We start from the raw sequence: 18823 nt of genomic DNA on the forward strand, positions 1-18823 counted from the left end.
TTTAAAAGTTATAATATTAAAATTAAGTTTTTAAATAATTTAAATAATTAAGATATTTAACATTACCTATATTTAATCCCACTCCAATAACTTTCTCACTACATAAGAAGCCAGTACAAGACCAGCTGCTCCTGGGACAAACGAATTACTTCCAGGTGTAGTTTTTCTCGGAATTTTATTATTTTCCCTAAATTCAGTTGGCAATTCTTCCTTAAATAGTTCTGACTTATTTGGCTGAACAGGTATTTCTTTTGAAAATGCAACTGGAACATTTGTAATCCCTTTCTTTTTCAAAATACTTCTGATTGTTCTTGCCATTGGACAAACAGAGGTATTTTTTATTTTTGCAATTTCTATCTTTTCAGGGTGCATCTTGTTTCCAAATCCCATTGAAGAAATAATATTTATGTTATTTTTCGCACAATATTCAATCAGATTAATTTTGCTCCCGATGACATCGATAGCATCCACAACAAAATCATATTTGTTATTTCCCAAAACTTCATACACATCATCATAAACTAATCTTTTTACAAGTTCAACCTTACAATCTGGATTAATGTCCAAAATTCTGTCTTTCATAACATCAATCTTAGACTTACCGATTGTGCTTCTAAGCGAATGCAGCTGTCTATTAATATTTGACTCCGAAATCTCATCAAAATCAACCATAGTAATTTGCCCAATTCCTGCACGTACCAAAGCCTCCACAGTATAAGAGCCAACCCCGCCAACTCCAAAAATTATAACTCTAGATTTTCCCAATTTCTCAATCCCTTCTTCTCCAATCATCATAGAAAACCTAGCAAATGTCTGATTTTTATCACTCATTTTTAAATTATTTCCCCTTTCAATATCCATTTTTCTTTTCTCTATCTAAAATTTTCTCATATTATATCATAAATCTAGAAAATGTAAATAGTGAGAGTATAAATTTTTTTATTATAAAGTTTTTATTTGACTCCTTTAATTTACTCTATTCTTATACTATAAATCCGCAATTAAGTAATAAATGTTTAATAAATTTTTGAATTGTATACTATTTTAGCAATGAATTAAAGTTTCTTATCCTTAGTACAGTTTCTATTTTACTATTTTTTCACATAATTCTCATTGTTGTAAATTCTTATTTTGCCTGAAAGATTTATCCTGACAAATAAAAACTCCGCCAGTTTATTAAAGCAAAAAAATTATATTTCAATTATTTGGAAATACTAATTTTTAATTCTTTGTTGAAAAAATTTTGATAAATTTGTTGTTTAAATATATCGTTTGTATTAAATATCTATAAAATAAATATAATTATTGAAAAAAATACTAATTTATAATATAATATTTTTGCATAAATTAAAAGAAAGGAAAAAAGACACTTATGTTTATAAATACTATGAAAACAGGTTTTTTAATGTTTGGATTAGTTTTTCTCTTTGTAGCAATTGGTGGTATATTGGGAAATCAGCAAGGGGCATTGATTGGGCTTCTGATTGCTGGGGGAATGAGTTTTTATAGCTACTGGTTTAGTGATAAAATGGTTATAAGAGCTTATAATGGACAGGAAGTTACTCCTGAAAATAATCCAAGATTGTATCAATTGATACAAAGATTAGCCAAAAATGCTAATTTACCAATGCCAAAAATTTATATAATTCCAGAACGTCAGCCAAACGCCTTTGCAACTGGAAGAAATCCTCAAAATGCCGCAGTTGCCTGTACTGCTGGATTACTAGAAATGATGGATGACAACGAATTGGCTGGAGTTATGGCTCACGAATTAGGGCATATAAAGCATCGTGATATTTTGGTTAGTACAATTGCTGCCACTTTTGCTGGAGCTATTGCCAATATTGCAAGATTTTTACCTTATGTTTCAAGTGGAAATAATAGAGATGGAAACAGAAGAAGAAATAACGTCGGAACTGCAATGCTGCTTTCATTTTTAGCCCCAATAGCAGCTTCTATAATTCAAATGTCTATTTCAAGAAAAAGAGAATACATGGCAGATAGAGCTGGAGCTGAATATTCAGGAAATCCATTATATTTACGTAATGCACTGCAAAAATTAGAGAGTTACAGCCACAGTATCGCCATGAATAGACAAGATCCTACAACAGCCCATATGTTCATAATAAATCCATTTTCAAGCCTTGGAAATCTTAAAAATTTATTCAGCACACACCCTTCTACTGATGACAGAATAAGAGAACTTGAAAAAATAGCAAGAGAGCAACATTTATTATAGTTTTTTAGTTTAATTTTAATGACATTTATAATACATTATAAAATAACTAAAGTTAACTCTTTCATTTTATCTTGAGAATTTATCTTAAATATGATAAAATGTATAAAAACTATGAAATATGGAGAATTAGATATGATAAATGCTTTTACATTTTTAACATTACTATTACTTTTTGTACGAATTTATTCACTTGTATCTCTGTTATTCCTAAGCGGGAAACAAGTAAAGTCTGCAGAAAGAATTACTATACTTATACTGCTGCTTGAAGTTCTGACTATATTTTTATACAGTTTTTTTACTTCATTCCGTTACTTATTACCGCCGGCTTTAATGCTGTTAAAAACTCCCAAATTTTTGATTTTTAAAAATTTTTCAGTAGTATTATTATCTTATTCACTCTTAAATCTGGCATTAAGTTTTACATTTAACAGTCAAAGCATTTTTAAATTTATAAATAGATTTCTGGTAGGTATAGTATTATTAACAAATATTATTTATGGATTTTTATTAATAATATAGTCTTTATAATAGAATTCCTTTAAATAAAGCTAAGACAAAAGATTTATGAAAATTCTTTTAAATTTAGTTAATTAGACTAGTTCAATGTAAAAAATTCAAGTATAAAAAAATAGGTAATTTATAGCAATTTTACTAATAGATTACCTATTTTTATTTACTTTCATTATCCTTCTTGTTTTTCAAGAACCATATTTACTTCTTCAATAATCATATCTGGATTTAATCCATGAACAGCGATTCCTTCTCCCAAAGTTTCTGCACTCGAAATAATACATCCAACACATCCAAGTCCATATCTCATAAGTACTTGTGCAATAATTGGATATTTTTCAACTGCTTCCATTATATTCATATCTTTTGTTACTCTTTCCATAATTATCTCCTCCTATTTAAAATTTTATTTTAATATTTATCTATCCTAGTTAAGTATAGCAGATTAAATAATTTCAGTCAACTTTTATAAACAAATATTTCTTGTTCAAATTATAGTCAAGATATTTAAAAGTTGAAGTAAAAATACATAAAAATTAATAAATTGGTTAATCTATAACTTAATCTTACTTTCTTTTTTAATTTAAATTATTGTTATTTAAGATTTTTAGATAAGAAAAAGATTGAACTAGAATTATTATGACCAACATTTCCAATTCAATCTATACTTTATTTTTTACTTTAGCCTATTTTAAAGCTTCGTATTTTTTAGATACTTCATTCCAGTTTATAACGTTGAAAAATGCTGAAATATAATCTGGACGTCTATTTTGATAATTTAAATAATATGCATGTTCCCATACATCTATTCCTAAGATTGGAGTTCCTTGTGAACATCCGCAAGAAGTTGCTCCTGGCATTAATGGATTGTCTTGATTTGCAGTTGAAGTTACTTTTAACTTTCCATCTTTATTTACAACAAGCCAAGCCCATCCTGATCCAAATCTAGTTGCTGCAGCCTGTGAAAATTTTTCTTTAAACGCTTCAAAACTTCCAAATGCTTCGTTAATTTTTTCTGCTAATTCTCCAGTAGGTACTCCACCTGCATTAGGTGCCATTATTTCAAAATAAAGATTGTGGTTGTAAAATCCACCTCCATTATTTCTAACAGCTCCTCTTATTTCTTCTGGTAATACATCTAAATTTGCTAAGATTTCCTCAATTGGTTTTTCCAAAAATTGTGGTGCATTATTTTTTAATGTATCATTTAAATTATTAGTATACGCTGCATGGTGCTTTCCATAATGTATTTCCATAGTTTTTGCATCAATATTTGGTTCTAATGCATCAAAACTGTAAGTTAATTCTATTTGTTTAAACATTTTTATCACTCCTAATCTATTTTTATGATACATTTTAGCACATTATTTTTATAAAATCAATAAAAATTTATATTTTTTATGGATTTGTTATTATTACAATTATGAATTGGTTAATTAATTTTTTCACTATTTTGTATAAATTGAAAATTATATAAAAATTATTTAATTAGCTTAGCAATTTAACAATTAAAACAGAATAATTTAAAAATTCTTCAATTAAAAATACTTATTCTTTTATAATGTATCCTACACTTCTTACAGTCTTAATAATTTTTTGTTCATGTCCTTTATCTATTTTTGATCTTAAAAAATTGACATACACATCTACAATATTACTTTCTGAAACAAAGTCTATATCCCATATTTTTTCAGAAATCATTGTTCTTGTAAGCACTCTATTTTTGTTTCTTAGGAAATATTCTAGTAATAGAAACTCTTTATTTGTTAATTCTATTTCCTTGCCATCACGCTTAACTTCTCTATTTGCAGGATTTAATGTCAAGTCGTAAGCTGTCAGAATACCCATTTCATCTTCAGTCAAACGTTTGTTTAAAATTCTTACGATTGCTCTAAATTTAGCAGAAAGTTCTTCTAGTCTAAAGTCATTATATATATAGTCATCTATTCCTTTTAATAGAGCCTCTGTTTTTGCGTATCTATCATCTTGCTCGATTGCCATCAAAATATAGCTTTGTTTTTTATATCTCAATACCCTTTCAATTGCCAATGGAAAATCTTCTATTGAACTTATATCTAAAAAAGCAATGTCAAGAGATTCTGTCTTTAAGGCATCTAACATTTGTTCTTCATTTTCTGCTAATATAACATTAAAACTTAATTCTTTTAATAACTGTCCCACTACCATTCTAGTTTTTTCATTTTTATTAAATACTAACACTTTCATTTTTTTAATTGTATAATAAATATACTAAAATTACAATATATTTAAAATACTTCTCCTTTCGCTCTTGTTTACTTTTCTAATTTTTCAATTATTTTAGTAATTATATCATTCATTTTTCTTGATGCTACAGAATCATTTGAAATAAATGGTAATCCATTATCACTAGATTCCACGATATTTCCATCCAATGGTATTGAGCCTAAAAAGTCAGTTTTTTTCTCTTGCGCCATAGTTTCGGCACCGCCTTTTTTAAATATATTCACTTCCTTTTGACAGTCAGGACAAATAAAACCACTCATATTTTCGATTATTCCAAGCACATTTAAATTAATTAATTTAGCAAAGTTTAATGCTCTTGTAGAATCTAGAATAGAAACTTTTTGTGGTGTTGTAACTACTATTGCCTTAGAATCTGTTCCTATATTCTGTGCAATACCTAGTGTCTCATCACCTGTTCCAGGCGGCAAATCGACTATTAGAAAATCGATTTCTCCCCATCTAATTCCTTCTAGCATTTCCATTATCGCCGTAATCTTTTGCGGTCCTTTCCATACAACTGGAGAGTTGTCAGGTACAAAAAAACTTAATGATGATATATACAAATTTTCTGATATTTCCAACGGTTCAGAAATTTTTGAAAGCTTTACGCCTTCTTTCCCAAACATGATTGGAATATTTGGACCATGTAAATCAGCATCAAGAATACCAACTTTGTATCCTCTTAATGAAAGTCCATAAGCTAAATTAACAGATGTAGTTGATTTACCAACGCCACCTTTACCGCTCATTACTACTATTTTATGCTTAATCTTGGACATATTGGAATCAATTCTTTGTTTTCTTTCGGCTAAAGCTGGATTAGTTTGCATTCATTCCTCCTTACTCTAAAAATATTATAATTTTATTTAACTTCCCTACTTTAATTAAATCATAAACTCAGAAAAAATACAAGTAATTTTTTACATTTTTTCAAAAAAAATTAATTTTTCTATTATTATAAATAAATTATAACTAAAAATTTTTTTTATTAAAAAATAAGCTGGACTAATCTCCTTCTTTTTTATATAATATATTTGAACCTTTTTTCAAAAAAAAATTAATTTTAAAGGTTTATACTATAAATATAATTAATAGAAAGGAATATAAACTATGAATATATGCATAAAATCAAATATCCGAAGAATACTAATATTTTTTATAATAACTTTGGCACTTTTATGTAAATCCAAATCAGAAAAATATGTATGGTATACCCCGAGAGAAGTGATTGCCAATGTAGATATGCTAGAACCGGGCGATATTCTTATTCTCTCTAAAAGACCGACATTACGTTCGATGTGGGGACATGCAGCAGTATTAAATGAACACAAAAAAATTGTTGAATTCCCGTCTTACTCTGCTGGATATAGTGAAAGTCCATTATATGCTTGGCAGAATATTAATAGAAAAATTGCTATTTTTAGGCTAAAAGGGATAAACGATAAGTTTAAATCCGAACTATTTAAAGAAATTAATGATACAGTAACAAAACCTTATGGTCTCACTTTCCATAAGAACTTTGATAAAAGACTTTATTGCTCACAATTTATATATCTTGTATTTAAGAAAGCTGGAGAAAGAGTGGGTCGTGACATAGATCTCGATTCCAATGGTGGAGGTTGGGTTATGCCTTTTGACATAATGGATTCTCCTCTCTTAGAAAATATTAAGCTATATTCATAAATCTAAAAGAAAGAGGCTGTCTCAAAATTTTAATCATTTTGAGACATTCCTTTTTGTTACATAGAATCCTAATTTAGCAAGAACAGAAGGTTAGTTAGATTATATAGATATTTTTGATTTCAGTTTTAAGCAATTGATATGATATTTAATTTATTGTAAAGAAAATTTATAAATTCGATTTTATTAAATCTGAAAATTCGGAGCATCTCCCAATGTTGTAAGATCATAAGGTGTTCCTTGATAAACATGATGATTCACCCAATTAGAAAATAATAAATTTGCATGAGCTCGCCATACAAAAAGTGGTTTCTTATTTATATCATTATCTGGATAATAATTAAATGGAATTTTTATATCTTTTCCTAATTTTATGTCTCTTTCATATTCTTTTGCAAGTGTCATCCTGTCATATTCCAAATGCCCCATAATAAAAATATTTCGTTTATCTCGGCTACGAACAATGCTGACTCCTGCATCTTCAGAACATGCAATAATCTCCAGTTCAGAAACTTTTTTAATATCTCTTGCACGAACTTCAGTATGTCTTGACTGTGGCATATTAAACACTTCATCAAATCCCCGAAGTAGCATCGTATGATAAATGTTAATATTTAAAGGATAAATTCCAAAAAGTTTTTCTTTCAAAGGATACTTCTGTATTCCATAATGATAATACAATGCAGCTTGTGCTCCCCAGCAAATGCACATTGTTGAATAAACATGTGTTTTACTCCATTCCATAATCTCAGAAAGTTCTTTCCAGTAAATTACTTCTTCAAAAGGAATATTTTCAACTGGAGCTCCTGTTATAATAAGTCCATCAAAATAGTCATTCTTTATATCCTTAAATGTTTTATAAAAATTTGACATGTGTTCCTTTGAGATATTCTTTGAAACATAAGAAGCCATTTTTAAGAATGTAACTTCCATTTGTAAAGGGGTATTACTAAGTAATCTTAGTAATTGAGTCTCTGTTTCTATTTTTGTAGGCATTAAATTTATTATTATAAATTTTAAAGGACGAATATCTTGCGACAATGCCCTGTTTTCATCCATTACAAAGATGTTCTCCTTTGCTAAAATATCTACAGCCGGCAAGTTATTTGGTATTTTTATAGGCATTGCATATTCTCCTTTCGTAAAAATTTATTTTGCTTGTCTCAATTGGTTTTTAACTTTCTCTAAGTGCTAGTGGCATTGTGAAATACAGCGATTTATCATTATCCTCGTCTTTTACAATTACTGAACTCTTATTATTTAACAGTTCCAGCACGGTTACTTTTCCTTCAATTGTGGAAATATAATCAAGTAAAAATCTTACATTTAATGAAATCTTTAAATCTCCACCTTCCTGAATTGTTACAATTTCTTCTTTTATCTGAGCATTTTCACTTGTTCCAGTAAGCAATAGCTTGTTCTTGGCAAAATTAAATATTCCACCATTTTTAGCTTCTTTGTTATCCCTAACAAATATAGCCGTTCTTCTTAGCACCGATAAAAAATCCTTTGTATTTAGCAATATTTTTTTATTATGTTGTGAGTTATTTAAAATTGATTTGTAATCTGGAAATTGTAAATCAATTGTACGAGTCAATATTTCTACATTTGAAAATTGGAAAAATACTTTTGAACCATCTGATTTTACTGTAATATTTTCCTCATCAATAAGTTTCATAATTTTTATTAATCCATCTATTGTTTTTAATGGAATACTTAAACTAAGATTTTCCTTCCCTTTCTGAGCATCATCCAAATTTTCCTCAATATATGTCAATCTGTATGTATCAGATGAGATGAGTTTTAACTTGTCTTCCTCTATTTCCATTCTAATACAGTTTACAGCAAGATTTTCTGGGTTTGGAGAAGCCGAAATTTTTACATTTTCAATATCATTTAATAACTTTTCTTTTTCAAAGACATATTCAACTCCATTTTCCAGTTTTGACTGAACTGGGAAATTTTCTGAATCATATAAAGAAAATTCAGTGTTTGTTGAACTTGCTTTAATTACTAATTTTCCGTTTTCTTCAATCAATGTAATTTTTTCATCAGAAATTTGTTTCAAAAATTCTTCGATTAATTTGTGTTTTATAACAATTTTTCCTTCTTCTTCAATTTGAGCTTCTATTTCAGTATTTATAGATAACTCTAAATCTGTTCCACGTAAAATTGCCTTTCCTTCGTGTGTTTCAATATAAATTCCAGAAAGGACTTCTCTTATTTTATTTTCAGTTACTGCATTTTCAACTATAGTTATAGCTTTTAATAATGATTTTCTATCTACAATTATATGTAACATACTCTTAACTCTCCTTTACAGTATATCCTTATATTCTTCCAAATGTTCTTTTAATTTTGTTATAGCCTTTTTTTCTATTTGTCTAACTCTTTCACGAGTAATTCCCATTTGTTCTCCAATTTCCTTTAATGTATGAATCTTGTTGTCATACAGTCCATAACGATATTCAAGAATCATTCTTTCACGCTTATTCAGAACTTTTTCAAGCAAATCTTTCATTTCGATAAGCTGATCTTCTTTTATTATTTTATCCTCAACATCATCATTTTTCCCAATGATATCTTCCAAATAAATATTATCTCCTATTGTTTCATTTAATGACATTATATCCTGAAATTCACCTAAAAGCAAGATAACCTTGCTTTCCTTCAAGTCAACTTCCTTCGCAATATATTCTGTCGATGGAGCTTCACCATGAATGGCAGTATAATCTTTTATAACTTTATTTACTTTTGACAATTGCTCGTACTTATAAGACGGTATTCTTATATCACGTCCTATATTGATGATAGCCTTTTTTATTGACTGCTTTATCCACCATACTGCATATGTGCTGAACCTATGACCTTTTTCATAGTCAAACTTATTTATGGCCTTTATTAGTCCAATATTACCCTCACTGATTAAATCAATCAGAGGAAGCCCGTTTCCAAGAGACTTTTTAGCTGTACTTATTACCAATCTTAAATTTGATAAAATCAATAATTGCCTTGCTTGCTCATCATCATCTTCCCTAATTCGTTTTAATAGTTCATATTCTTCCTCCTTTGAGAGTAAATCAAATTTTTGAATATCACTTAAATATAACGACATTAGGTTTAAGTTGTTATCTTCCATTACCTCACTCCAGTTTTAATAATTTTTATTTGTCTAGTTTTTTTAATTTCATAATCATTACAGTTAAATTATTTTCAGAACGAAAATCTTTTATTTTCTGAAACCCAAAATTATTATAGAAGTCTATTAATTTATTTTTATTTTCACATTCTAACCAAACATATTTTGCATTAATTATTTTCTTTGCTTCTAAAATTAAGTTAAATGCCAATGTCAATAAATCAATACCCTCTATTATTTCTTCTTTTGGAATATTATAATTCTTTCCAATCTGTCCTAATAAATAACTATTTACTATATAAACACTGTTTTCTAACTTTCTTCCACTATAAGTTAATTTTCTCTTCTGTGTATTACTTAATATTTTATAATTATGTTCAGTTATTACTAATCCTTTATTAGCAATAGAAAAATAACCAACTAAAGTGCCATTTTCATTAAAAACTAAATGTGTACTTGAAATTGAATCTTTTTCATATTTTATTGCTTTTTCATATAAAAAAATTTCAATATCATTAGTCTCAATACTTTTAAAATTTTCTAAAAAATTCTTTTTTATATCTCCTTCATTAGTATATTCCAATAAACTTTGTAACGATACTATTTTCTCCTAATAATTTTTCAATTTCCTTTTTATCAGTTACAAATTCAGTTTTTATATTCGTTAATTTAGGTTTTTTATTATTTTCCAGTGCTTTTATTAAATTATCGACATCTTTAGCCTCAAAGGTTATTTCTTTTGTAAAACTTTGTGTTGCCATTTTAATCCCTCCTCAAATTATTATTAAAAGTTAAAACATTAATTTGAAAATTCTGATTTTAAATCTCTGCTCATAAATGTAGATTCCAGTTCTGAAACTGGCTTCCCATCGTATATTACTTCGTAAAGTGCTGTAAAAATTGGTGCTTTCAGGTTATTTTCCTTTATAATTTTATAAAGAGCCTTTATTGTTTCTGCACCTTCTGACACCATATTCATGTGAGAAACTATATCTTCAATTTTTTCACCTTGTCCTAGTTTCTCTCCCACAAATCTATTTCTACTGTGTTTACTTGTACAAGTTACAATAATATCTCCAAGCCCTGATAATCCCATAAATGTTTTAGGATTGGCGTTGTAATATTTTGCAATTTCAAACATTTCATTAATTCCACGAGTTATTAGAGCTGCCTTTGTATTATCTCCATAACCCATTCCATCAGCAATTCCCGCTGCGATTGCAAGGCAGTTCTTTAGTGCCCCAGCAAGTTCAGCACCCATAAGGTCTGTCCCTGTATAAACTCTGAAATAAAGATTACTAAATGTAGTTTGTACTGTTTTGGCAGCTTCTTCATTTTCAGATACAGAAAGTATGGCAGATGGCAATTTTTGAGCCACTTCTTCAGCGTGCGTCGGTCCTGCCAGCAGAACATAATTATACGGCTTGTTTCCAAGCTCCTCAGCTATTATTTCAGAAATTCTTTTTTTAGTAGCAATTTCTAGCCCTTTTGCAACATTTACCAATATTATATTATAATTTAAGAAATTTTTCAATCTTTTTAAAATGTTTCTTAAAAATTGCGTAGGAGTTGCTAATAAAAGAATGTCAATTTTTCCATATTTTTCAGAATTTTCAAGAACATCTGCATAATCATCCACAACATTAAGACTGTCTGGTAATTTTATATTGGGTAAAAATTTTGGATTTTCCTTTGTATCACGAATTACTTTTCTTACTTCTTCATTATGCTCCCATAAATAGACTTTATGTCCATTTTCTACTAATAATTTTGAAAGACATGTCCCCCAGCTTCCACCACCAATGACTAATATGTTTTTCATTATTATCCCTTCCTTTCTTACTTCTTATTTTTTAGGCTAAATTTAGATTCTGTACCATTTTTTAATCTTTCGATATTACTTCTATGTTTCACTACAATTAAGATTGCTATCAAAATTCCTAAAATAATATATATTATTTCCTGATACAAAAAATATATAAAAATTGGAAGTGATATAGCCGCTAAAATAGAAGATAATGAAACGTATTTTGAAATTGCAAAAACCACAAAAAATACAATTGCAGCAAACAATATCGCTTTTGGCACTAAAATCAGAAATACTCCAAGTGTCGTTGCAACAGCCTTCCCACCTTTAAAATTCATAAAAATAGAAAAAACATGACCTAAAATTGCACAGATTCCAACTAGTACATAATCAAAATTTGAAATTTTTGTCAAATTTTCAAAAAAATCAGCTTTTAATAAGATTGCTGTCAATGTTGGAACTAATCCTTTAGAAACATCTAAAATTAATGTCAAAACACCTAATTTTGCCCCTAAAACCCGAGCCGCATTTGTAGAGCCAGTATTTCTGCTCCCATGCTCACGAATATCTATCCCTTTAAACACTTTTCCTATCCAAAGTGCATTTGGCACACTTCCTAAAATATATGCTAATATCATTAATAAAATCGTAATCATTTTTAATTCCTCTTTATTTCAATAAATTTATTATTTATCACTATTTCCATCTTCATCTTCATCTATTTCTTTATATCCCAACAGACGATTTTGATTTTCTATCATTTTGTCAAAAAACCTTTTCTCCTTATATAAGAAAATTAACAATATCAAGAAAAACAGTAAATCAGTAAATGGCTGTGCAAGCCATACACCGTCTAACTTCCAAATATTTGAAAAAATTATGACAACTAACAGAAATATAACAACTTGTCTTAATAAATTCAATATAACTGAATATTTTGAACGTCCCGTTGCCTGAAAATAGTTTGGTACAGTTATTCCAAAAGATGAAATTACTACAAGTGAAAAATATATTCTAATGGCTTTTACTCCCTCTCTCAAAGCTTCAGGCGTACTTTTTTCATTAAAGAACAAAATTAGCTCTTTAGGTAAAAGCATTACAATTACCCAAAATATAAAAGATAATATAACTCCTGCATTTATAGCTGTCATTAATGATTTTTTCACTCTTGTAAAATTTTGGGCACCATAATTAAATCCAATTATTGGCTGAACAGCCTGCGAAACTGAATAAACACTCATCGTCATAATTGGTAAATATGAATTTATAATTGTCATAACTGCTACACCGTAAGTCCCGCCATAAGTGTCTACAATTTTATTTGTTACAAGTCCTACTCCTGAACTTGCAGCTTGTAACAAAAATGGCGACATTCCTATTGAAAAAATATCCTTTATTATTTTTGAATCTAATTTCATTTTTGAAAATTTTATTGTAATAATGCTTTCTTCTTCCAATTTAAATCCAAACATATCAATTTTAAATGGTAATTTCCCGGCAATCAGAAACCAAAGTACAAATATCGCAGATAACACATTTCCAATTAATGTTGCATAAGCAGTTCCTTCGATTCCAGTATGCATAATCATTACAGCCACATAATCCAGAGCAATATTTACAACTGCGCCAATCAGCATTGAAAACATCGCAACTCGTGGTGCTCCAGCCGCATTTAACACATTTGTCAATCCAAATGAATAAAACAAGGGCAAAATTGCCAGTAATATAATTTCCAGATATGCCCTTGCATACGGCAATGTTTCATTATTAGCACCTGAATATCGTAAAACTGTGTTAATATTCAATATTAAAAGTACATACAGTGCAAGTCCTAAAATAGTAAATAATGTTACTGCATTTCCCAATATTTTTTTAGCTTCTCCTTTTTTTCCCTGTCCAAGCCGAATTGAAATAATAGTTCCAGCTCCAACTCCTATGAACATTGAAAAGGCAATAATCAGCATAACAATATAAAAAGCAATTCCCGCACCAGCAAGTGCTTTTTCACTAATCTTTCCAACAAAGAACCTGTCAACAATATTATACAAAACAACTGCCGCAGATCCAATAAGTGTTGGTATGAAATATTTTACAAATAATTTCAAAATAGAACCTTTTAACAGTTCTTCACGTTTTTTTTCCATATTTTTTCCTTTTTGTAAAGTTAATCTCTATTTTCTAACAAATAATCAGCAATTTTTTCCAAAACTCCAAAATTACCTAGTTTTTCTCTCTCTTTTTTCAATTCTAAAACAACATTTTCCTTATTTTTTTCCATAATTTCCATTTCTTCAAGCAACTTTTCCACCGAAAAATCTTCCTGCAGCAATTCTTTAAAAATCTCTTTGTTTGCATTTAGATTAGTAAGCGTTATATATTTTATTTTGATTATCTTTCTTGCAATAAAAGCGTTAATTTTAGATGTTTTGTAAACTACTATCACAGGCAGTCCCATAAGTGATACTTCAAAAGTTACTGTTCCCGAAGTCGCTATCGCATATTTACAATCTTTACGAATATTTTTTATTTCATCAAATGTTATTTCTAAATTTGGAATTTTATAAACATCAATTTTGTATTTTTTCTCAAAGTCACGTATATATTTTATATGATCCTTGCTTGCCAGCTTCATCAAAAATTTCTCATTTTTAACTTTTTCATTTCTAACCAGTTCCATAATTACTGGCAAAAATTTCTCGATTTCCTGTCGTCTGCTTCCTGGAAGAAGCAATATTTTTTCTCCCAGCTTATCAGAAAATTCATATTTGTCAACAAATGGATTACCAAAATACTCTACTTTGAGTCCTTTTGATTCATTCTTTTTCAAAGTATTATCATAATATGCCTTTTCAAAAGGAAAAATTACAATAACATCATCAAATTTCTTTAATTTTTCAATCCGTTTTTTCCCCCAAGCCCATACTTTAGGCGGAATATAATAAATTATTCTCAGATTCTGCAGTTCTTTTTCTAAAATTTTCTTTTTCAATAACTCAAAAAATTTCAGGTTAAATCCTCCAAAATCAACAAAAATAACAGTTTCTATTCCATTTTCCTTGATAAATTCTAAATATTCATGGGCTTTTTCCGTAAAATAACTGTACTTTTTCAAAGCCTCTACAAATCCCATAACATCATTATTTTTAATATGATTTACTGCCTTAACTCCAACCTCTATTGATTTATCTCCAACCACACCAAAAAACTCAACATTTTTATCTTTTTTTCGCATTTCTTCCACAATGTATGAAGCGTGTAAATCTCCAGACATTTCACCGCAGGAAATAAAGATTTTTTTCTTTTTTTGAGATTTTACTATTGATAAATCATTGTTTTTTTCTTTTATTATATCATTTTTATTATTTATCATTTTTAGCCTTTTTTATATTCTTTAATTTACTTACTTAAAACTGCTTTACAAATTTTTCAAACATTTATTTTATATATTTTGCAGACAACAATATAGATATTTGAATAGATTTTAACAATAAAAACTAAATAAAATACCAGTATTTATAATTTTTTTTGAGTTTAATTTTAAAAAATAGTTTTACAAAAAAACTTTTAAATCTTAATTCCTTTTATAAAAATTTTATTTTTGTTTGCAAATTTTATAACTTCCTCTTTATCAATAAACAGCATTTTATCAGCTTCGATTATAATTCCACGTCCATTAATTTCTACAACTTTTTTTATCGTTTCCAGACCAATTGTTGGAATATCTATACGATAATCCTGATGATGCCTTGCCATTTTCACTACAATGCAGTTTTTTCCAGCCAGTTCCCCACCACGTAAAATTGTCTTATCAGTACCTTCCACTCCTTCAAGAGCAATGACCGACTCATCTTTTACAACAACTGTTTGTCCTGCATCAATGTCGGTAAGCATCCTTGCCGCTTCAATTCCGATTTCTATTGTTTTTTCCTCATTTTTACTTGGTAAAACTTTTGTATATGTTTCATTTCCTGCAATATACTCGTCCATTAGATAATTTTGAGGCAGAACTTCGATATTTTCTGATTCAATGTAATCAATTATTGCCTTTAAAATATTTTTATCTTTTTTATTTTTTGTAGATAATAATATCTTAGTTGCTGTCAAGTCAAACTTTAAATTTGAAAATATCAAATTTTTTTCAACTTTTCCAAGCATTATTAAATGCTTTATGCCGTTTTTCTTAAAATATGAGATTATTTTCCCAACTTGAGCAACGCTGTACTTCACAGAATTTTTATGCTCTTTTACACTTTCTTCCACACTTTCAAATAGATAAACCGAAAATGGCTCAATCCCTTTCAAAATACATTGATTCAAAAATAATTTAGGTAATTTCCCATTTCCAGCAATCAAACCTACTTTTTCCATTATCACTTTTTCCTCTTAAAAAATATCTATATTAAAAAATTAACTCAAAATAAAATATAGATTATTTTGAGAAATTTTACATTTTAAGTTTTTATTTTCTATCTTGTTATACCTCTTTTACTTTTTCTTATAAAATTAACAAGATTTTGTGCTTCTTCATACTGTCCATAATCACGTTCAACAATTTGAAGCGCTTCCTCCAGTTTCAACTTTTTCTTAAATATAATTTTATACAATTCTCTTAGCCTTTTTATCTGCTCTTCCGAAAAACCTCTACGTTGAAGTCCTACAATATTGATATATACAGCTCTTGCCTTATTCCCTTCAGATAGCATATAAGGAACAACATCCTGATTTACAGCCGAACATCCACCTATCATTGCGTGCCGCCCAACTCTTGTAAACTGATGCACAGCAGTAAGTCCACCTACCACCGCATAGTCTTCCACTTCAACATGTCCAGCAAAAGTCGCAGCATTTGCCAGTACACAGTTATCTCCAATTATACAATCGTGAGCAATATGAACATAGGCCATTACAAGCGTATTATTTCCAATTCTTGTTTCATATTTATCAGTAGTTCCACGATGAATTGTAACGAATTCACGAATTTTATTATTGTTTCCAATAACAACTCTCGTTTTTTCTCCAGCAAACTTTAAATCTTGCGGATCTTTCCCTATTGAAGCAAAAGAAAAAATATAGTTATTCTCGCCAATAATCGTTTCCCCTTCAATTACAACATGCGATTCTACAATAGTTCCATTTCCGATTATTACTTCCGGCCCTATAATCGAATAAGGACCTATCTTTACATTTTCTCCAAGTTTAGCATTTGGATCAACAATTGCCGTTGGATGTATATTTAAACTCATAATTATTATACCTCATTCTTTTATTTTGAATTACTTAAAATCCGAATTTTAAAATTAAACAGAACTTCTAAAAAATCGAACTAAATAACTTTCATGCTACCCAAACAACAGTTTTGTTTTATTTTAAAAAGTCCAATTTCAAAGTAGTTTGAGTACTATCTAATTATAAATCCTGTACTGAAAACTTCAAGTCAGCTTCACTTACAACTGTACCGTCAACAACACATCTTCCACGTGCAACTATTACATTACTTTTAACTTTTATTTTTTCTACTTCCAGTCTTAATTGATCTCCTGGAACAACCGCTCTTCTAAATTTACATTTGTCAATTGACATAAATAAAGGTATTTTCCCTGGTTCTAACATTAACAGTCCTACAGCCTGTGCCAATGCTTCTATTTGTAAAACTCCTGGCATTACAGGTTTTCCTGGAAAATGTCCTTGGAAAAACTCTTCATTCATTGTAACATTCTTTACCGCTACCAGAGAATCTGTCCCATTTTTTTCGATAACTTTATCTACTAGCAAAAAAGGATATCTATGTGGCAATATTTTCATAATATCCTCTATACTCATAATTGTTTCATTTGCTGCCATATTTTTTATTCCTCCTGAATTTGTATTTTTATTTATTTCAACTATTCTAAAAATTTTATACCTACATTATATTTGATTTTTATCCAAATTACAAGCAATTTTTATATTTTTTATAAATATTTTTTTGCAATCATCTCAGTTAATCTTGAATTTATATAGTGTCCAGCCTTTATTGCGATAATGTGAGCCTTTATAGGCATTCCCAAAACATATAAATCTCCAATTATATCAAGAATTTTATGTCTTACAAATTCATCAGGATATCTTAATCCTTCTGGATTTAATGGACCGTCTGCCCCCACTACCACAGCATTTTCCAAACTTCCTCCTAGTGCCAAATTATTCTTTTTAAGAAAATCTATTTCATAATCAAATGCAAAAGTTCTACATTTTGCAATATTTTCTATATAATTTTCTAAATTTACTTCAAGTTCATAATACTGTGATTTCAAAAAACTATGATTGAAATCAATCGTATAAGATATTTTAAATCCATCATAAGGCAATGCCATCACATATTTCCCGGCCTTTTCATCTGAAAATATAACAGGCTCCGTAATCACAACAGGCTCTATTTCCTCATTCAGCTCTACAATTCCAGCTTCTAACAATTTTTCAACAAATCCAATTGAACTTCCATCCAAAATAGGTAATTCGTTCCCTGATATTTCAACTAAAATATCCGTCACTCCTGTGATTGAAAGTGATGATAAAAAATGCTCAATCGTATGAACTTTAACATCATCTTCATTCCTAATGTTTGTTCCTCTTTCCAAATCAAATAAATTTCTATAATCAACCTTTATAACATTATTTTTCCCAATCACATCTATTCTTTTAAAAATAATTCCTCTTTCATCATTATTTTCGCTAGGTTTCAAAGTTAATTTTATTTCTTCTCCTTTATGAAGTCCAATTCCTGATATTTCAATAGTATTTTTTATAGTTCTTCTTTTCATTTCCTAATTTCCTCCATTTTCTAAGATTTTAGTTCATATTTAATTTTTAAAAAATTATTTTTATTCTTTCTGTAAACATTATATCATAAATTTAAATATTTTTCCTTTTGTTATTTATGAATTAAGTAATATTTTATTGTTTCATATTAATTTCAATAACTAATTGTCTGATTTTATGATATTTTAAATTTATAAAATATAATGAAACATAAATTATTACGTCCGATAATATTTGTTTTTTACATATTAATACTTTTATACCAGTATTGTAATCTAAATTTAAAAATTTGAATATAATAATTTTATTTATGATTTAATGATTTTTTAAGTATGAAAACGATTATTTGAATTTATAGTGAAACTTATACAAAACCGACCTAAAA

20 protein-coding genes are annotated in these 18823 nt (G+C 28.4%); 2 read left to right on the top strand and 18 right to left on the bottom strand.

Going from position 1 to position 18823, the window contains the following annotated elements:
* Positions 1-72: 72 nt before the first annotated feature.
* The gene (locus HMPREF1552_RS09505) at positions 73-861 is read right to left on the bottom strand and encodes a ThiF family adenylyltransferase (protein WP_021744964.1); all 789 of its coding nucleotides are present in this window, start codon (positions 859-861) and stop codon (positions 73-75) included.
* A gap of 511 nt (positions 862-1372) precedes the next feature.
* On the opposite strand from HMPREF1552_RS09505, the gene htpX reads away from it, so the two are divergent.
* Entirely contained in the window at positions 1373-2239 is an 867-nt protein-coding gene (htpX, locus tag HMPREF1552_RS09510; protein ID WP_039901557.1) for a zinc metalloprotease HtpX, read from the top strand.
* A 682-nt stretch (positions 2240-2921) separates the two neighbouring features.
* On the opposite strand, the gene HMPREF1552_RS09520 is transcribed toward htpX, so the two are convergent.
* The 4 genes from HMPREF1552_RS09520 to HMPREF1552_RS09535 form a co-directional block, all read right to left on the bottom strand.
* The gene (locus HMPREF1552_RS09520) at positions 2922-3131 is read right to left on the bottom strand and encodes a DUF1858 domain-containing protein (protein ID WP_021744967.1); all 210 of its coding nucleotides are present in this window, start codon (positions 3129-3131) and stop codon (positions 2922-2924) included.
* A 304-nt stretch (positions 3132-3435) separates the two neighbouring features.
* The gene (locus tag HMPREF1552_RS09525) at positions 3436-4071 is read right to left on the bottom strand and encodes a superoxide dismutase (RefSeq protein WP_039901560.1); all 636 of its coding nucleotides are present in this window, start codon (positions 4069-4071) and stop codon (positions 3436-3438) included.
* 226 nt (positions 4072-4297) lie between these two features.
* Entirely contained in the window at positions 4298-4975 is a 678-nt protein-coding gene (locus HMPREF1552_RS09530; protein WP_006804200.1) for a response regulator transcription factor, read from the bottom strand.
* A gap of 68 nt (positions 4976-5043) precedes the next feature.
* The gene (locus HMPREF1552_RS09535; protein WP_021744969.1) at positions 5044-5844 is read right to left on the bottom strand and encodes an Mrp/NBP35 family ATP-binding protein; all 801 of its coding nucleotides are present in this window, start codon (positions 5842-5844) and stop codon (positions 5044-5046) included.
* 280 nt (positions 5845-6124) lie between these two features.
* Between HMPREF1552_RS09535 and HMPREF1552_RS09540 the strand changes: the two genes are divergently transcribed.
* Positions 6125-6697: a YiiX/YebB-like N1pC/P60 family cysteine hydrolase gene (locus tag HMPREF1552_RS09540; RefSeq protein ID WP_021744970.1), complete on the top strand. Its 573-nt coding sequence runs from the start codon at positions 6125-6127 to the stop codon at positions 6695-6697.
* A gap of 183 nt (positions 6698-6880) precedes the next feature.
* Here HMPREF1552_RS09540 and metA read toward each other — a convergent pair whose 3' ends face one another.
* From metA to lpxC, 13 genes are all read right to left on the bottom strand, one after another.
* A complete protein-coding gene (gene metA, locus HMPREF1552_RS09545; RefSeq protein ID WP_021744971.1) occupies positions 6881-7819 on the bottom strand; it encodes a homoserine O-succinyltransferase in 939 nt (312 codons plus the stop codon).
* A gap of 49 nt (positions 7820-7868) precedes the next feature.
* On the bottom strand, positions 7869-8996 hold the full coding sequence (dnaN, locus tag HMPREF1552_RS09550; RefSeq protein WP_021744972.1) for a DNA polymerase III subunit beta: 1128 nt from the start codon (positions 8994-8996) through the stop codon (positions 7869-7871).
* Positions 8997-9011: 15 nt separating this feature from the next.
* Positions 9012-9833 (bottom strand): RNA polymerase sigma factor RpoD/SigA, encoded by an 822-nt coding sequence (locus HMPREF1552_RS09555; protein WP_021744973.1) that lies wholly within the window; start codon positions 9831-9833, stop codon positions 9012-9014.
* A gap of 25 nt (positions 9834-9858) precedes the next feature.
* Complete coding sequence (locus HMPREF1552_RS09560) at positions 9859-10416, bottom strand: hypothetical protein (protein ID WP_021744974.1); 558 nt, start codon at positions 10414-10416, stop codon at positions 9859-9861.
* Positions 10403-10594: a hypothetical protein gene (locus HMPREF1552_RS09565; RefSeq protein ID WP_021744975.1), complete on the bottom strand. Its 192-nt coding sequence runs from the start codon at positions 10592-10594 to the stop codon at positions 10403-10405. The genes HMPREF1552_RS09560 and HMPREF1552_RS09565 overlap by 14 nt, the downstream gene beginning before the upstream one ends.
* Positions 10595-10632: 38 nt before the next feature.
* Entirely contained in the window at positions 10633-11655 is a 1023-nt protein-coding gene (locus tag HMPREF1552_RS09570) for an NAD(P)H-dependent glycerol-3-phosphate dehydrogenase (protein WP_021744976.1), read from the bottom strand.
* A 17-nt stretch (positions 11656-11672) separates the two neighbouring features.
* The gene (gene plsY, locus HMPREF1552_RS09575; protein WP_021744977.1) at positions 11673-12296 is read right to left on the bottom strand and encodes a glycerol-3-phosphate 1-O-acyltransferase PlsY; all 624 of its coding nucleotides are present in this window, start codon (positions 12294-12296) and stop codon (positions 11673-11675) included.
* A 30-nt stretch (positions 12297-12326) separates the two neighbouring features.
* Positions 12327-13784 carry an MATE family efflux transporter gene (locus tag HMPREF1552_RS09580; RefSeq protein WP_021744978.1) on the bottom strand — a complete coding sequence of 486 codons (1458 nt, stop codon included), beginning with the start codon at positions 13782-13784 and terminating at the stop codon, positions 12327-12329.
* 20 nt (positions 13785-13804) lie between these two features.
* Positions 13805-15010: a lipid-A-disaccharide synthase gene (locus tag HMPREF1552_RS09585; RefSeq protein ID WP_021744979.1), complete on the bottom strand. Its 1206-nt coding sequence runs from the start codon at positions 15008-15010 to the stop codon at positions 13805-13807.
* Between the two features lie 194 nt (positions 15011-15204).
* Positions 15205-16008, bottom strand: coding sequence for an LpxI family protein (locus HMPREF1552_RS09590; protein ID WP_021744980.1), 804 nt, complete (start codon positions 16006-16008; stop codon positions 15205-15207).
* A 98-nt stretch (positions 16009-16106) separates the two neighbouring features.
* Complete coding sequence (gene lpxA / locus HMPREF1552_RS09595; protein ID WP_006804215.1) at positions 16107-16883, bottom strand: acyl-ACP--UDP-N-acetylglucosamine O-acyltransferase; 777 nt, start codon at positions 16881-16883, stop codon at positions 16107-16109.
* A gap of 163 nt (positions 16884-17046) precedes the next feature.
* A complete protein-coding gene (fabZ, locus tag HMPREF1552_RS09600; protein WP_021744981.1) occupies positions 17047-17481 on the bottom strand; it encodes a 3-hydroxyacyl-ACP dehydratase FabZ in 435 nt (144 codons plus the stop codon).
* A 110-nt stretch (positions 17482-17591) separates the two neighbouring features.
* Positions 17592-18440, bottom strand: coding sequence for a UDP-3-O-acyl-N-acetylglucosamine deacetylase (gene lpxC / locus HMPREF1552_RS09605; RefSeq protein WP_021744982.1), 849 nt, complete (start codon positions 18438-18440; stop codon positions 17592-17594).
* Positions 18441-18823 lie beyond the last annotated feature (383 nt).

It is taken from the genome of Leptotrichia sp. oral taxon 879 str. F0557, assembly GCF_000469385.1.
Classification (GTDB): Bacteria; Fusobacteriota; Fusobacteriia; order Fusobacteriales; family Leptotrichiaceae; genus Leptotrichia; species Leptotrichia mesophila.

Bases quoted from the DNA above. Each gene is read 5' to 3' on its own strand.
- fabZ (WP_021744981.1), bottom strand. From the start codon at position 17,481: ATGGCAGCAAATGAAACAATTATGAGTATAGAGGATATTATGAAAATA.
- HMPREF1552_RS09570 (WP_021744976.1), bottom strand. From the start codon at position 11,655: ATGAAAAACATATTAGTCATTGGTGGTGGAAGCTGGGGGACATGTCTT.
- lpxC (WP_021744982.1), bottom strand. From the start codon at position 18,440: ATGAAAAGAAGAACTATAAAAAATACTATTGAAATATCAGGAATTGGA.
- HMPREF1552_RS09530 (WP_006804200.1), bottom strand. From the start codon at position 4,975: ATGAAAGTGTTAGTATTTAATAAAAATGAAAAAACTAGAATGGTAGTG.
- HMPREF1552_RS09540 (WP_021744970.1), top strand. From the start codon at position 6,125: ATGAATATATGCATAAAATCAAATATCCGAAGAATACTAATATTTTTT.
- HMPREF1552_RS09525 (WP_039901560.1), bottom strand. From the start codon at position 4,071: ATGTTTAAACAAATAGAATTAACTTACAGTTTTGATGCATTAGAACCA.
- htpX (WP_039901557.1), top strand. From the start codon at position 1,373: ATGTTTATAAATACTATGAAAACAGGTTTTTTAATGTTTGGATTAGTT.
- HMPREF1552_RS09580 (WP_021744978.1), bottom strand. From the start codon at position 13,784: ATGGAAAAAAAACGTGAAGAACTGTTAAAAGGTTCTATTTTGAAATTA.
- HMPREF1552_RS09520 (WP_021744967.1), bottom strand. From the start codon at position 3,131: ATGGAAAGAGTAACAAAAGATATGAATATAATGGAAGCAGTTGAAAAA.
- lpxA (WP_006804215.1), bottom strand. From the start codon at position 16,883: ATGAGTTTAAATATACATCCAACGGCAATTGTTGATCCAAATGCTAAA.
- HMPREF1552_RS09505 (WP_021744964.1), bottom strand. From the start codon at position 861: ATGGATATTGAAAGGGGAAATAATTTAAAAATGAGTGATAAAAATCAG.
- HMPREF1552_RS09535 (WP_021744969.1), bottom strand. From the start codon at position 5,844: ATGCAAACTAATCCAGCTTTAGCCGAAAGAAAACAAAGAATTGATTCC.
- plsY (WP_021744977.1), bottom strand. From the start codon at position 12,296: ATGATTACGATTTTATTAATGATATTAGCATATATTTTAGGAAGTGTG.
- HMPREF1552_RS09585 (WP_021744979.1), bottom strand. From the start codon at position 15,010: ATGATAAATAATAAAAATGATATAATAAAAGAAAAAAACAATGATTTA.
- HMPREF1552_RS09565 (WP_021744975.1), bottom strand. From the start codon at position 10,594: ATGGCAACACAAAGTTTTACAAAAGAAATAACCTTTGAGGCTAAAGAT.
- metA (WP_021744971.1), bottom strand. From the start codon at position 7,819: ATGCCTATAAAAATACCAAATAACTTGCCGGCTGTAGATATTTTAGCA.
- HMPREF1552_RS09590 (WP_021744980.1), bottom strand. From the start codon at position 16,008: ATGGAAAAAGTAGGTTTGATTGCTGGAAATGGGAAATTACCTAAATTA.
- dnaN (WP_021744972.1), bottom strand. From the start codon at position 8,996: ATGTTACATATAATTGTAGATAGAAAATCATTATTAAAAGCTATAACT.
- HMPREF1552_RS09555 (WP_021744973.1), bottom strand. From the start codon at position 9,833: ATGGAAGATAACAACTTAAACCTAATGTCGTTATATTTAAGTGATATT.